The organism is Amycolatopsis jejuensis (genome assembly GCF_000717335.1).
Lineage (GTDB): Bacteria > Actinomycetota > Actinomycetes > Mycobacteriales > Pseudonocardiaceae > Amycolatopsis > Amycolatopsis jejuensis.
Genome location: NZ_JNYZ01000033.1, coordinates 85,533 through 98,786, shown reverse-complemented (window position 1 = coordinate 98,786; position 13,254 = coordinate 85,533). Strand labels below are relative to the sequence as shown.

Genomic DNA, 13,254 nt, shown 5'->3' with positions numbered 1-13,254 from the left:
CGAGACCACCGGATGCCCGTATCCGCATCCGCCGGTGATGCCCCAAGACGGCACCCCGTTCCAGCCCTCGCCGGAGTTCGCGAAGTGGCGGACAGAGGCACCCGCCACCCGGATCACCGCCGAAAACGGCACCATCGGCTGGTTCATCACCGGATACGAGCTGGCGCGGCAAGTGTTGCAGGACATCCGTTTCGGCAATTCCGACCAGCGGACCCCGCTCGGCCCGCGACCGCTCGTGCTCGGGACACCGATCGGCGAGGAGACGATGCATGCCCTGATGGTGGGCAACGTGCTCGGGCTCGACCCGCCGCAGCACACGAAGATCCGCCGGGCCGCGGTCGGCCGGTTCTCGGTGCGTGCGGTCCGCGGGCAGCGGGCGGCGATCGCCGAGTACATCGGGCAGCGGCTCGACGAGATCCTCGCCGCCGGGTCCACTGCCGACCTGTTCGAAGACCTCGCCCTCCCGGTGTCGGTGTTCGCGCATTGCCGGGTGCTCGGCATCCCGGACAGCAAATCCGGGGAGTTCGCCGCCATTTTCGCCACCGAGGACCTGAAGGTCGGCGACATCGCGTACATGATCGGGACGATCATGGTGTCGCTGCTGTCCGACCCCGCCCAGCTGGACCTCCTGCGACGCGAACCCGAGCGGATTCCCGCCGCCGTCGAGGAATTCGTGCGCTTCCACGCCATGTTCGTCTCGACGCATCCCCGCACGGTGACCGAGGACGTGACCCTGGAAGGGATCGAGTTCCGCAAGGGCGACCCAGTCTGGGTGTCCACAGTGGCCGCCAACCGCGATGGCGCGCGCTTCCCCGACCCGGACAAGTTCGACGTCACCCGGGAAGCGGCCGGGCACCTCGCCTTCGGCAACGGGATCCACGCCTGCATCGGGCAGCAGCTCGCCCGCGTCGTCATCGGCGAAGCCATCACCCAGCTACTGCAGCGGATACCGACGATGCAACTGGTCGAAGCAGAACAACTGGAGCCGATGGCCTTTGCCGGGGACCTGCCGACCTACGCGCCCGGAACTGTCCGCGTCACGTGGGACGGCGAGTGAGATCTGCCCGCTCCCCGAGTCGGCCGGGCGGCTGGCTTGATCACGCGGTGGCTGGGTTCTTCTGCCGTGGTTGCTGCGTTCGCTCGCTGCGGGACTCCTGGAAAGTGGACCGGCGCACGCCGGGCAGTCCGCGGCGGGCGATCAGGTATTCGGCCACCACGATGTTGATGAGCCAGCCGAGCCAGGGTGCGATGGTGTGGATGGCTGCGTCGAACAGGTGGGGGAATGCGGTGTCCGTGCTGAACGGGAGTTGCACGAGGATGAGCACGGGCAGGGCGGCGCGCAGGGTGACGGCTGCGTAGGTGAGGGCGAAGTTGCGGATCATCCAGGCTTGGTGTTCGTGAAGCCGTCGTTCGCGGATTGCCCGGTAGGCCTGCCACGCAGTTGCCGCCCAGAGGACGTCGAGGGTGAAGTAGCCGATCGCGCCTTGGATGCCAAGGGAATTCCACAGTGACGTGGTCGCTCCGGACACGGCTCCGGCCAGCACGGAAATGAGGTAGACGCGCCCGAGTACCCGATGCGCCCGGATACTGCGCGCGCGAAGCCGGCGTGAGAACTGGAAGGGGCCGGTGGCCAGCGCCAGACCGGCCGCGACGATGTGGGCGATGAACAGGAACCGGATGGGCCATGGCAGAGCGTCGAAGTGCGAGGCTGCGGTCACGTTCTGCGGGGTGCGGGCGGCGACGCCGGCCAGCCCTTCGACGTATTGGCCGCTGAACCAGCCGGCGACCGCGAGCGACGTCAGGACGACGAAGGTCCACGACCGGCGGCGCCCTCGCCGGGACGAGCGGGCCGGGCTGACGGTGTCGACCATGAGAACTCCTCGGAGACCGGAGAAAGGGGTGCGTTCGACCGGGAGATGCGCGAGCGGCCGAAGTCGCGGGAGCAGTTGACTGAACACCTGTATGTCAACAACTGTAACTTAGTGGCGGGCAGTGTCAAGGGCCGGTCGGCGAGAGGCGGTAAGCTCGGTACACGATGACGAGCGCGCGACGAACCACCGGCCGGCGGCGCAATCCGCGTGGCCAAGGCCAGGCGTTGCGCCACCACTTGATCGAGGCGGCGACGGAACTGCTGGCGCAACTCGGCAATGTCGAGTCGCTGACGCTACGAGCGGTCGCCCGGCAGGTCGGGGTGACACCGGCCAGCATCTACAACCACTTCGTCGATCTCGACGAGCTGGTCGCGCACGTGATGGCGGACCAGTACGAGGCGCTGCTCGGCTACACCGAGGACGTGATCTCCGCTGCGCCCGATCCACTGGGCCGGCTCGTGGGGCGGGGGTGGGCCTACGCGTCCTGGGGGACCGCCAACCCCGGTCACTACCGGGTCCTGTTCGGAGTAGGGGTGACCGATCCGGACGCCCACACCCCACCCGAGGGCAGGGTCGCGGGTATCCGGCTGCTCGACGGGTTGATCGCGGATCTGCGGGACACGCGGGAAGACCCCGGGGGGCGGGACGAGGAGCACCGACGTCGCGGGCTGCTGCTCTGGGCCGGACTGCACGGCGTCATCAGCCTGCACAACGACCGGCCGGACATCGGATGGCCGAACCTGGACGGGCTGCTCACCAGCGTCATCGCATTGCACGCCGGAGTCACGAAGGCACAGGTGACGGACCGCAAGCCCGCTCTGCCGCCACCCGGTCCCACTGGCCCGGCCTGAGTCGCATCGGCAGGTCGGGAATGCCGAAGGCGGCAGGTGCCCGGTGACGTCGAGGTGGAGGCGACCGCCGCCCGGCCGTGCCGCGAAGCTCTGGTCACGCCGACCGGCGGGGCGCGTGAGCTCACGGCGCGGTCGGCTCGACGCTTACCATGGCGGTGCCGACATCTGCGCAAGCCCCGACCACCATGCCGACTCAGGAGTGCCGTGACGAAGCCGACCGGAAGCCGTGCCGAGCAACGCGGGCGGATCGGCGCTCGAACACCCGGGCCGTCGAGCGATTCTGCTTACGATCTCGATGACAACGTCGTCCGGCTCCTGCTGCTTGGCTTCCGCGTCTCCGAGCGCCACCTGTTGAGCCGGGCGGCCGAGCACGGCTTCGACGACATCCGCATGACGCACCTCCCGATCATGCGAAGCATCAGTGCCGGCGTCGCACGCATGACCGAGATCGCCGAGATGACGAACATCACCAAGCAGACCGCCGGCGCCCTCGTGCTGGAGCTCGAGGAGATGGGCTACCTCGGACGAGTTCCCGACCCCCGGGACCGGCGGGCGAAAATCCTGCGCTTCACCCAGCGCGGAAAAGCCTTCATGAAACAGTTCCCGCCGATCCTCCGGAAGACCGAACGGGACTTGGCCGGGATTGTCGGTGCCGACGATCTCGACCACCTGGCGAGGATCCTGCGCGCGATCGTGCGCAGCACCGGCGGAGACACCCCCAGCACGGCAGCACCGTAGGGGGAGGCGCGATCAGCCCGCGGGGGACGCTCCGCGGATCGCCGCGGTCAGTTCCGTGCCGGCGGTGACCAGCTCCGCCCGGCACCGCTCGAGCCTCTCGCGATCCATGGCCGGAAGACGTTGCGCGGTCAGGGAAAGCGCGACCCGGCCGGTGTCGTCGAAGACCGGCACCGACAGTCCCCGCGGACGGGCGCTGGAGCGCGCGGCATACTCCTGCGCAAAGGCGGCGATCCGGGTGTCGAGCTCCCGGATGGCCTCCGGGAACGGGCCGCCGGTGGCGAGCCGGGCGATGCTCGACTCGATTTCCCGGAGCTTCCCGTGATCGGGGATCGCGGTCCAGCCCTGATCCCGGGCCCGGCCCAGGTCCTCGGACAACACCTCCCGCACCGTCGCGTCATGCCGGCCGAACCACTTGTCCCGCACAGATTCCGTCTCCCACGCAGCGAACACCAGGCCGAACGGTGCCACGAACGGAAGCCGCAATCCGACCAGAGCTGCGTCCTCGGCACCGACCCAGGCAAGCTGGATGACCTGCTCGCCGGCCAGTGCGCTGGCGGCAGCCTGTACGCCGAAATTCGCCGACATCCGCTCGAGATTCGGGCGGGCCAGCTCGGCCAGCCGCAAGCAGGCGGCCAGGTCGGCCTCCGCGACTGTGGACAAGGCCGAGAACCGGCCGTAGCCGCCCTGGAAGAACACCAGCGGCGGAGCCACCCGCTCCACGTCGAGGCTCTCCACTGACCCCACCACCACCAGGTGGTCTCCGACCTCGATCACCTTGTCGAGCCGGCAGTCGATCCAGGCCAGCACATCGGTCAGGAGCGGCGAGCCCAGAACGGACGCGCGCCAGCTCACGCCTCGGAACTTGTCGCTCTCGCGCGAGGCGAACCGTTGGCAGACGGCAACTTGGTCATCGGCCAGCACATTGACCGCGAACCGTTCGGCCTTCGCGATCGCGGCGAAGGCGCGAGAGTTCTTCGCCGGGAGAAAGGCAACCAGGGGCGGGTCGAGAGAGACCGACGTGAACGAACCGACCGTCATCCCGACCGGACGCCCAGCGGGGCCCATGGCCGTGACGATGCATACACCGGTCGGATACCGGCCCAACACGTGGCGAAAATGGCCGCTGCCGTACCCCGCTGAGGTAGCGAATTCGGACACGATTCCCTTCCTTGCACTCACGGATTCCCGGCAATCAGAGGAGCTTGGTGATGTTCTCGTCGACGGAGAACCCCAGCAGTGCCTTGCCGTAGATCTCCCGCGTTGCCGGGGGGACCAGGGTTCCGTGCCGGAGCGCGATGTTCGAGTCCCGCCACATCCGCTGGATCGGGCTCGACTCGGCGAAGCTGCCCGCGCCGTGCGCGGTGATGAGCAGGTCGAGCGCATCCTTGACGCAGGTCGCTGCCCTGGCGGCGTCGGAGCGGATGCGCGCCCGCAACGGATAGCTCGGGTACTTGCCGAGCCTCGCCGCTTCGTCGATGTCGGCGGCGGCACGGTACACGTGCAGATGCGCGGTGTCGATCAGCGCCGCGGCGTCGGCGATCTGGAGCTGGAACCCGACCGAATCGCGCTGCCGCGTATAGATCGTGTTGGCGATCGTTCGCTTGCCGGCGAGGTCGACGACGTGTTTCAAGGCCGCCCGGCCCATGCCGAGCTGGGCTCCGGTGAGCACCAGTGTGAAGGCCGGGTGGAATGCGGACCGGTAAAGCGTCTCGTCCTTGAACTCGGTCGGGAACTGCCCGTTGATGGCTCCGCCGACCGGAAGGATCCGACGGTCGGGGATGAAGACGTCATCGGCGGCGATCGCGTTGCTGCCCGATCCCCGCATCCCCGTGACGAACCAGGTGTCCTTCACCTCGTAATCGGTGTGCGGGATCAGTCCCAGTCCGAAGCCGGCCGGGTCGCCGTTGTCGTCGACGAGGGGGAACCCGACCATGACCCAGTCCGCGTGCAACGATCCCGAGCCGTAGAACCACTGTCCGCTGACGCGGAATCCGCCGTCGGCACGCCGGGACTCGCCGCGCGGGGCGAACACACCGGCGACTCGCGCTTCGGGATCGGCACCGAATACCTCGTCCTGGGCTTGCTCCGGCAACATGCCCACTGCGATCGCCACTGTGTTGATGAGCGTGACGACCCAGGCTGTCGACCCGCAGCTTTCCGCCAAGGTCGCGGCGACGTCGATGACGGTCCGGACATCGGCTTGGTGCCCGCCGTAGCGCTGCGGAACCGTGATCTTGAACAATCCGGCGGCGGCCAGCGCGTCGATGACCGGCTCGGGCACGCGGCGCGTCCGGTCCGCCTCCGCCGCGTTCTGTGCGAGGAGTTCCCGGAAGGATGCAGCCGTTGCCACCAAACGGTTCCGCTGCTCTTCGCCCTCCCGCGCGGCCGCGTAGGCCGGGACGCCGAACGTGAACGGATCGAACTCCGCCGCCGGTTGACCATTCCCGCCCACCGTCATCGACTGGTACACGTCACTGATGGCAACGCCCATTTCTCTGCTCCCGTCGGCACTTCCGGTGTGGATTGATAGTCAGCCTACCTGACTATATGCTGGGTGGCCAGGCCCGCCCCGGGCGAATTCCTTACCAGAGACAGAAAAGGACAGTCATGACCGATGAGGTGACCGGAGCCCGACGGGTGATCGGCGTCGAGGAACACGTGTGGACCGCGGAGCTGCGGGACGCGCTCCTGCGGTTCGGGGGCGACGACACCGTGAACATGCTCAGCAGCCGCGAACGGACCGACCGCCGTCTGCGTGAGGTCGGCCAGGAGCGGCTCGCACGCATGGACGCGGCCGGGGTCGACCTGCAGGTGCTGTCGATCACCACGCCGGGTACGCAGCCGTTGCCCGCCGCCGAAGCGGTGCCCTTGGCCCGAGACGCGAACGACTTCCTGGCCGGCGCCGTCAGCGCGCATCCCGGCCGCTTCGCCGCACTGGCCACGCTGCCCACCCCGGATCCCCAGGCTGCCGCGCGGGAACTGGAACGCAGCGTCACCGAACTCGGGCTGGTGGGCGCGCAACTGGTGCCGTTGACCGGCGAGCGCTACCTCGATCATGACTCGTTCCGTCCGGTGTTCGAGGTAGCCGCCGCGCTCGGGGTGCCGCTGTACCTCCATCCCGGCCAGCCGCTCCGCGTGGTGCGCGAAGCGATCTACGGCGGCTTCGACGACTGGACGAACCTCAATCTGGCCACCGGCGGGTGGGGCTGGCATGCCGACGCCGGTCTGGCCACGCTGCGGCTCATCCTGGCCGGCACTTTCGACCGGCACCCGGAGCTCCAGCTCATCCTCGGCCGGTGGGGAGAGATGCTCGTTCCGTTCGCCGATCGGGCCGACCTGCTGAGCGAGGACAACGTGCGGCTCGAGCGGAGGGTGCTCGACTACCTGACCGGCAACCTCAACGTCACGGCCGGTGGAGTACTCAGCCATCGCATGCTCACGGCGGCGATGGACGTCCTCGGGCCGGACCGGGTGATGTACGGCGACGACGATCCGTACCGCGGGATGAAGGGGCAGTTCGGTGGTGACAATGGCGCGCGGGACTTCGTCGCCACCGCCCCGATCGCCGAAGCGGACAAGGACAAACTCGGCCACCGCAATGCCGAGCGCCTGCTCGGGCTCTGACCCGAGTGGTCCGGTGAAACGAGAACTCGCCCACCGCCGACGTGGAGTCGGCGATGGGCGAGTCGCCGTGCTCGGTCAGCCGAGCTTCAGCAGCAACTCGGCGAGCTCACGCGGCATCGTGACCATGCAGTCGTGCCCGGTCGGTAGTTCCCACACCTGCGCGGGAGAACCGTTGGGCTGCGTCGCGGGGACGGGCCGCCGATCGAAACCGTCCGGCTTGACCGTGCAGTGGATGTGCGTGCGCGGGATCTCGTTCATGGCGGGGTTGTCGAGCGTGACCCGATCCTGGAGGCAGCGCAGCGGCTGATCCGACAGCATCCCTCGCAGCCACGCGGCGTCGGCGGGGTCGGTCACCCCGAAGAGCCCGATCGGCGGCGGCATCTCCGGGAGTGGCGGAACCCGCCAGCCGCTTTCGGACTTCAGTGCCGTGTCGACGAGCATCTGCGAGACGGGCATGACGTCGACCGCGTTTTCGCCGTCTGCCGGGACCATGGCATCGAGGTAGACCAGATGCGCGATCCGGTCCGGAATCCGGTTGGCGACGGCGGAAATCACCAGCCCGGCGTAGCTGTGCCCGACGAGGATCACCTCGCTGAGGTCCGCCCCGGCGATCAGCCGGACGACGTCGTCGACGTGCGTGTCGATCCCCACCTCGGGACTGAGCAGATGCGCCTTGTCGCCGTAACCGGTCAGCGTCGGGGATTCCACTCGATGTCCGGCCGAGGCCAGCAACGGGACCACCCGTTCCCAGCACTGTCCGGTGTGCCAGGCACCGTGCACCAGCAGATAGGTCGACATACCGCAATCTCCGTCCGCGCCGGTCAGATTAGTTCGTATACGGATTTAGTTGACCGTAGAACTTGCCGAGCATGGCGTCAACCACGATTTGCTTGGAACTACTACGTGCGGTAACGTGACCGAAGTAAGTGCTCCGTATACCTACTAATCAACCCGCTTGACCGGAGTGAAGATGACGACGACACTCTTCCACGCGGAGGACCCGGAACTGGACGTCCTCTACCGGCAGCTCTCCGCCGGAGACCTGCAACCGCTTTGGGAGCTGAAGGGCCTGCTGACCCCCGAGCCTGCCGTGCGGGGTGTCCCGCATCGCTGGTCGGGCAAGGAACTTCGGGAGCTGGGTACCCGCGCCGGAGATCTCGTTCCGGTGGATCGTGGGGGAGACCGGCGCGTGCTGGCGTGCGCCAACCCCGGTCTCGGCGGAGCGCCCTACGCGGTCTCCACGCTCTGGGCCGCCATCCAGTTCCTGAACGGCCGCGAAGTCGCGCCCGCACACCGCCACACGCCGGCCGCGCTGCGCTTCGTCATCGAAGGAAGCGGAGTGTTCACCCTCGTCGACGGCGACCCCCTGCACATGGCAGCAGGCGACCTCATCCTCACCCCGAGCTGGACTTTCCACGAGCACCACAACCCGGCCGACGAGCCGATGATCTGGATGGACGTGCTGGACCTGCCGGTCGTCGCCGCTCTCGACGCGGTGTTCTTCGAAGAAGGACCGTCGGAAGCAGCCGACACCTCGGTGGCCGCTCGGTCGGCATCGGAGCGCTGGTACGGCGCGGGTCCCGGCCTCGCTCCCGTCGACGGCCCGGCCCTGCCGGCGCATCGCTCGCCGCTGCTGGCCTACCGCTGGGCGGACACCGACCGGGCGCTCACCGCGCAACTCGTGGCGACCGGCGGGGCGCACGCGCGCATCCGCTACACCGACCCGGTCCGCGGGGGCGACGTCATGCCGACGATGCGGTGCGAGATCGAGCGGGTCCGGGCCGGCTCGCGGACCGGAACGGCCCGGCAGACGGGCGGCCGCGTCGCCACGGTGCTCCACGGAACCGGCCGGATGCGCGTCGGCGGCGAGACCTATCCCGTCGAACCGGGTGACATCCTCGCGATCCCGTCCTGGACCCCGTGGTCGGTCGAGGCGGAACAGGAGGTCGACCTGTTCAGTACGAGCGACGCACCCGTACTGGAAGCGCTCGGGCTGTTCCGTACCTCCGAAGTCGATGGAGCGGACCGGTGAGCACGACGCAAGTACCCACCCTGATCGTCGGCGGCGGCATCGGCGGCCTGGCGACGGCGCTCTCGATCGCGCGGGCGGGGCGTGGGGTGCATCTCCTCGAACGCGCCGGGGACTTCACCGAGATCGGCGCGGGACTCCAGTTCGGCCCCAACGCGAGCCGGGCACTGGACGCGCTGGGGGTACTCGACGACATCCTGCCGCTGGCGGTGCAGCCGGCCAAGGCGGTGATGATGGACGCGCGCGCCGGAACGCCACTGACCACCCTGGAACTGGGCGAGAAGTTCCGTCGCCGGTTCGGTTACCCGTATCTCGTGCTCCACCGAAGCGACCTGCTCGAGGTCCTGCTGGCGCACTGCCGTGCCCATGACCTGATCACGCTGGAGAACCGGCGGACCGTCGTCGAGGCGCAGGTGCGGCCGAACGGCGCCGCCGTCGTCTGCGCGGACGGATCCCGCTATGAGACGCCTGCCCTGATCGCGGCCGACGGGCTGCATTCCACCCTGCGGCGGCACGTCGTCGACGACACGGCGAGGTGCAGCGGATACGCCGCATACCGCGGGACCATGCCGATGGAGCAGGTCTCGCACGCCATCGCGCCGGACGACGTCGTGCTGTGGGTCGGTCCCGGGGTGCATCTCATGCAGTACCCGGTGCGGCGCGGCGAACTGTACAACCAGGTCGCGGTCTTCCGCAGCGAAAAATTCCACTCCGGACACACCGGAGCGGGCGAGTGGGGCGGTCCCGAGGAGCTCGACGCCGCGTTCGCCGGCTCGTGCGGGCCGGTGCGGGACGCGGTCGCGCGGATCGGTCGGGATCGCTTCTGGGCGATGTTCGACCGGAGTCCGGCAGGCACCTGGATCACCGGGCGGCTGGTGCTGACCGGGGACGCGGCGCATCCCATGTTGCAGTATCTGGGCCAGGGCGCCTGCCAGGCCCTCGAGGACGCCGTCGAGATCGGGTACCGGCTCGAACGCCACGACACCGACATCGACGCCGCCTACCGGGAATTCGAGGCCGCCCGGCTGCCCCGTACCGCCCGGTGCCAGACGAGCGCGCGGCCGTGGGGAGAGCTGTGGCACACCGCCGATCCGTTACTGCTCGCCGTGCGCAACCGGCTGTTCGCCGTGCGGGCGGCGGACGACTACAGCGAGGTCGACTGGCTCTACGCACCAGCGGAACCCGGAACCGCTTCACCAGGACTCACCGCCGTCGCCGCCACCGTCTGACCACAGGAGATCGCCATGCGTTATCTGAGCTTCCGCGACGCGGCCGGTACGATCCGAGCCGGGGTGCTCGACCCGGACGCACCCGCCAAGGTCCATGACGTCACCGGCCTGCTGCCGCCCGGCGAGGGGTCGCCGATGCGCCGGCTCATCGCAGCCGGTCCGGACCTCGAAGAGGTCCTTGGCCGCGCGGAGGTCCTCGATTTCGGTGATCTCAGCGTGATCGCACCGGTACCGGATCCGACGAAGGTCGTCGCGGCGCCGGTCAACTATCGCCATCACCAGAGCGAGATGCAGCAGTCGAGCCACATCGACTCGCTCGGGGTGTTCCTCAAGGCACCGTCCTCGGTCGCCGGCCCCGGCGCGGTGGTCACCCTGCCGTATCACGACCGCCGGTTCGACCAGGAGGGCGAATTCGCCGCCGTGATCGGGAAAACCGCGCGCCGGGTCGCGGAGGCCGACGCGCTCGATCACGTCTTCGGCTACACCTGCCTGCTGGACATGACGATGCGCGGCGGCGAGGACCGTTCGGTCCGCAAGTCCTTCGACACGTTCACGCCGACCGGTCCCACGCTCGTCAGCCCGGCCGACCTCCCGCCGATCGGCGAACTGGAGCTGCACCTGTGGGTCAACGGAGTTCTGCGGCAGCGCGCGGATCTGAAGGACCTGATCTGGAGCCTGCCGAAACTGATCGCCTATGTGTCGTCCGTGATGACGCTCAATCCCGGTGACATCGTCACCACCGGAACCCCCGAAGGGGTCGGGGAGGTCCACGACGGGGACCGCATCGAGGTCGAGGTGACCGGGCTGGACCGGCTCTCCGTCACGGTGTCGGACGCGGGTGCGGTGGCCTGCCCGACGCTCGGTGCCGGCCGCGGGCCGAAGCCCCCGGCCGAGCTCACGCCGGTCTCCGAGCGCGGCTGAAACCATGTGCACGACAGCAGTTTTTGCCGACCCACGCCTCCCGGACCAGAACGGCCTGCAGGCGGAGGCAGCCGCGGTACGAACGGCTCTGCTCGCCGAACGAACCGCCAAAGACCTCGGGCAGTGGGACGTGATGGCGTCGGTGTTCGCCCCCCATGCGCGAGTCTCCGTGTCCTGGTTCCAAGGCAGCGGAACCGATTTCGCCGCCAGCGCCCGCGCCCGGAGCGCACGCGGCGGAAGCCCGTCGTTTCACGAGATCGGCGCGATCTCGGTCCTGGTCCGCGACGATCGCGCGCTGGCCGACGCGGGATGCGCGGTCCACGTCCGGGGCATGCTGGACGACGTGCCCGTGGACGTCGTCAGCCGCGGGCGGTTGTGCTGGCGGGCCGAACGGCTCGACGATCACTGGCTGATCGCGGGGATGGACATGATCTACTTCCGGGACAGCATCTCGACCGTCGAGCCGGGCGCCCCGCTGACCCTGCCGGTGCCCGGACAGCGCGCCAGCTACCGGCACCTGGCGCTCCTGTTGTCGGCCGCCGGTCATCCCATCGCGCCCGACCTGCCCGGCATCGACCGGCCCGACCTGATCGAAGCGCTGTTCTCCGAGCAGCGTGACTGGTTCTTCTCCGGAAACGAGGGCTCCGTATGACACCGTCCATCGCGACCAACGTCGATGACGATTTCACGCTGGCGGCCGCGGGCGACCTCCTCTCGCCGGGCGCGGTGTCGGTCCATGCGCGCAACCGGGACCTCGTCGGTGTGCTCCGGGCCGCCGACGTGACGATGGCCAATTTCGAAGGCCCGGCCATCGATCTGCGCGTGCCCGGACACGAACCGGTCGGCGGCGGCCCTGGCTGGCCGCTGGTCTCGGTACCGGTGGAACTGCCGCGGTTCCTGAAGGACTGGGGCTTCGACATGGTCGGGTTCGCGAACAACCACACGCTCGACTGGGGACCGAAGGGCGCCCGCGAAACGATCCGCCTGCTCGACGCTGCGGGGATCCGCTCCGCGGGTTTCGGGGAGACGCGGTCTGCCGCGCGGGCGCCGGCCTTCTTCGCGACGCCGAAGGGACGGGTCGCGCTCGTCGCGTTCACCGCGACCTTCCGCGAAAGCGATGCCGCGATGGACCCACTCGGCATCGCCCCGGCCGTGCCAGGGGTGAGCGCGCTGCACACCACGCCGATCGACATCGTCACCCGCGAGCAGTTCCAGGTCCTGCGGGAGATCGAAGCGCAGCACAGCGCGGGCGGGTACCGGTTCGGTGCGGCGCCGAGCGGTGACGAGCTGCGGTTCCGGGGGAACTGGTTCCGCGTCGGCGACGAACCCGGCACCGTCTTCACGATCAACCCCGATGACGAGATCGACATCGTGCGGAGCGTCCGCGAAGCCAAGCAGCGGGCCAACTTCGTGGTGGTTTCGGTGCACAACCACCAGGAGCCCAGTTCCCCGGATCCGATCCGCAGCGGCGAGGGGAGTGCGTGGCCGAGCCAGGAGCCGCCCGAGTTCCTGCGCACCATGGCCAAGCTTGCGATCGACAACGGCGCGGACGCCGTCGTCGGTCATGGTCCGCATGTGTTGCTGGGCATCGAAATCTACCGGGGCCGCCCGATCTTCTATTCGCTCGGCGACCTGTTCGGCGGTTTCGAGCAGGTGGACCTGCTGCCCGATGCCGCTCCCGAAGGCTTTGACCGCAAACGGCAAACCGCCGCCGAATACTGGGAACAGTGGTGGTCGTACTTCGCGAGTGACAGCACGGTCTGCCAGAGCGTGCTCACCGAATCCCGCTTCCGGGACAACCGCCTGGCCGAAGTCCGGCTCCATCCGGTGGATCTCGGGCAGCACCGCAGGCTGGCGGACCGCGGTTTCCCGGAAACGCCGTCGCCCGAAGAAGCGCTCGAGATCCTGCAGCGGCTGCAGCGGCTGTCGGCACCGTTCGGGACGGAGATTTCGATCGAGGGCGAGACCGGCGTGATCCGGCTCGCCTGACT

Annotated in this window: 13 protein-coding genes; 9 read left to right on the top strand and 4 right to left on the bottom strand. The window is 68.9% G+C overall.

Features of this window, described 5'->3' with window-relative positions; translation table 11 throughout:
* Positions 1–1,057, top strand: a 1,057-nt coding sequence (locus OO71_RS36410) for a cytochrome P450 (protein ID WP_156096743.1), incomplete at its 5' end; no start/stop codon positions are given.
* A 40-nt stretch (positions 1,058–1,097) separates the two neighbouring features.
* Here the strand turns inward: OO71_RS36410 and OO71_RS36405 are convergent.
* The gene (locus OO71_RS36405; RefSeq protein ID WP_051792652.1) at positions 1,098–1,871 is read right to left on the bottom strand and encodes a DUF2306 domain-containing protein; all 774 of its coding nucleotides are present in this window, start codon (positions 1,869–1,871) and stop codon (positions 1,098–1,100) included.
* A 164-nt stretch (positions 1,872–2,035) separates the two neighbouring features.
* Between OO71_RS36405 and OO71_RS36400 the strand changes: the two genes are divergently transcribed.
* Together OO71_RS36400 and OO71_RS47915 are read left to right on the top strand one after the other, a co-directional pair.
* The gene (locus OO71_RS36400; RefSeq protein ID WP_051792651.1) at positions 2,036–2,722 is read left to right on the top strand and encodes a TetR/AcrR family transcriptional regulator; all 687 of its coding nucleotides are present in this window, start codon (positions 2,036–2,038) and stop codon (positions 2,720–2,722) included.
* A gap of 36 nt (positions 2,723–2,758) precedes the next feature.
* The gene (locus OO71_RS47915) at positions 2,759–3,460 is read left to right on the top strand and encodes a MarR family winged helix-turn-helix transcriptional regulator (protein WP_156096742.1); all 702 of its coding nucleotides are present in this window, start codon (positions 2,759–2,761) and stop codon (positions 3,458–3,460) included.
* 12 nt (positions 3,461–3,472) lie between these two features.
* On the opposite strand, the gene OO71_RS48320 is transcribed toward OO71_RS47915, so the two are convergent.
* The gene (locus OO71_RS48320) at positions 3,473–4,567 is read right to left on the bottom strand and encodes a flavin reductase (protein ID WP_281178507.1); all 1,095 of its coding nucleotides are present in this window, start codon (positions 4,565–4,567) and stop codon (positions 3,473–3,475) included.
* Positions 4,568–4,652: 85 nt separating this feature from the next.
* Positions 4,653–5,951: an acyl-CoA dehydrogenase family protein gene (locus tag OO71_RS36385; RefSeq protein WP_245633896.1), complete on the bottom strand. Its 1,299-nt coding sequence runs from the start codon at positions 5,949–5,951 to the stop codon at positions 4,653–4,655.
* A gap of 116 nt (positions 5,952–6,067) precedes the next feature.
* On the opposite strand from OO71_RS36385, the gene OO71_RS36380 reads away from it, so the two are divergent.
* Positions 6,068–7,084: an amidohydrolase family protein gene (locus tag OO71_RS36380; protein WP_033294543.1), complete on the top strand. Its 1,017-nt coding sequence runs from the start codon at positions 6,068–6,070 to the stop codon at positions 7,082–7,084.
* Positions 7,085–7,159: 75 nt separating this feature from the next.
* On the opposite strand, the gene OO71_RS36375 is transcribed toward OO71_RS36380, so the two are convergent.
* On the bottom strand, positions 7,160–7,882 hold the full coding sequence (locus tag OO71_RS36375; RefSeq protein ID WP_033294542.1) for an alpha/beta hydrolase: 723 nt from the start codon (positions 7,880–7,882) through the stop codon (positions 7,160–7,162).
* A gap of 172 nt (positions 7,883–8,054) precedes the next feature.
* Between OO71_RS36375 and OO71_RS36370 the strand changes: the two genes are divergently transcribed.
* From OO71_RS36370 to OO71_RS36350, 5 genes are read left to right on the top strand one after another with little or no spacing between them, the layout of a single operon-like run.
* Positions 8,055–9,116, top strand: coding sequence for a cupin domain-containing protein (locus OO71_RS36370; RefSeq protein ID WP_033294541.1), 1,062 nt, complete (start codon positions 8,055–8,057; stop codon positions 9,114–9,116).
* On the top strand, positions 9,113–10,342 hold the full coding sequence (locus OO71_RS36365) for an FAD-dependent monooxygenase (RefSeq protein ID WP_033294540.1): 1,230 nt from the start codon (positions 9,113–9,115) through the stop codon (positions 10,340–10,342). The genes OO71_RS36370 and OO71_RS36365 overlap by 4 nt, the downstream gene beginning before the upstream one ends.
* Before the next feature lie 15 nt (positions 10,343–10,357).
* Positions 10,358–11,263 (top strand): fumarylacetoacetate hydrolase family protein, encoded by a 906-nt coding sequence (locus tag OO71_RS36360; RefSeq protein WP_033294539.1) that lies wholly within the window; start codon positions 10,358–10,360, stop codon positions 11,261–11,263.
* A 4-nt stretch (positions 11,264–11,267) separates the two neighbouring features.
* Entirely contained in the window at positions 11,268–11,915 is a 648-nt protein-coding gene (locus tag OO71_RS36355) for a nuclear transport factor 2 family protein (protein WP_051792649.1), read from the top strand.
* Positions 11,912–13,252: a CapA family protein gene (locus tag OO71_RS36350; RefSeq protein ID WP_051792648.1), complete on the top strand. Its 1,341-nt coding sequence runs from the start codon at positions 11,912–11,914 to the stop codon at positions 13,250–13,252. The genes OO71_RS36355 and OO71_RS36350 overlap by 4 nt, the downstream gene beginning before the upstream one ends.
* Positions 13,253–13,254 lie beyond the last annotated feature (2 nt).

What these genes read in the sequence shown, in the direction of transcription:
- OO71_RS36405 (WP_051792652.1), bottom strand. Translation starts at nt 1,871, where the DNA reads ATGGTCGACACCGTCAGCCCGGCCCGCTCGTCCCGGCGAGGGCGCCGC.
- OO71_RS36400 (WP_051792651.1), top strand. Translation starts at nt 2,036, where the DNA reads ATGACGAGCGCGCGACGAACCACCGGCCGGCGGCGCAATCCGCGTGGC.
- OO71_RS36355 (WP_051792649.1), top strand. Translation starts at nt 11,268, where the DNA reads ATGTGCACGACAGCAGTTTTTGCCGACCCACGCCTCCCGGACCAGAAC.
- OO71_RS36370 (WP_033294541.1), top strand. Translation starts at nt 8,055, where the DNA reads ATGACGACGACACTCTTCCACGCGGAGGACCCGGAACTGGACGTCCTC.
- OO71_RS36375 (WP_033294542.1), bottom strand. Translation starts at nt 7,882, where the DNA reads ATGTCGACCTATCTGCTGGTGCACGGTGCCTGGCACACCGGACAGTGC.
- OO71_RS36360 (WP_033294539.1), top strand. Translation starts at nt 10,358, where the DNA reads ATGCGTTATCTGAGCTTCCGCGACGCGGCCGGTACGATCCGAGCCGGG.
- OO71_RS36385 (WP_245633896.1), bottom strand. Translation starts at nt 5,951, where the DNA reads ATGGGCGTTGCCATCAGTGACGTGTACCAGTCGATGACGGTGGGCGGG.
- OO71_RS36380 (WP_033294543.1), top strand. Translation starts at nt 6,068, where the DNA reads ATGACCGATGAGGTGACCGGAGCCCGACGGGTGATCGGCGTCGAGGAA.
- OO71_RS36350 (WP_051792648.1), top strand. Translation starts at nt 11,912, where the DNA reads ATGACACCGTCCATCGCGACCAACGTCGATGACGATTTCACGCTGGCG.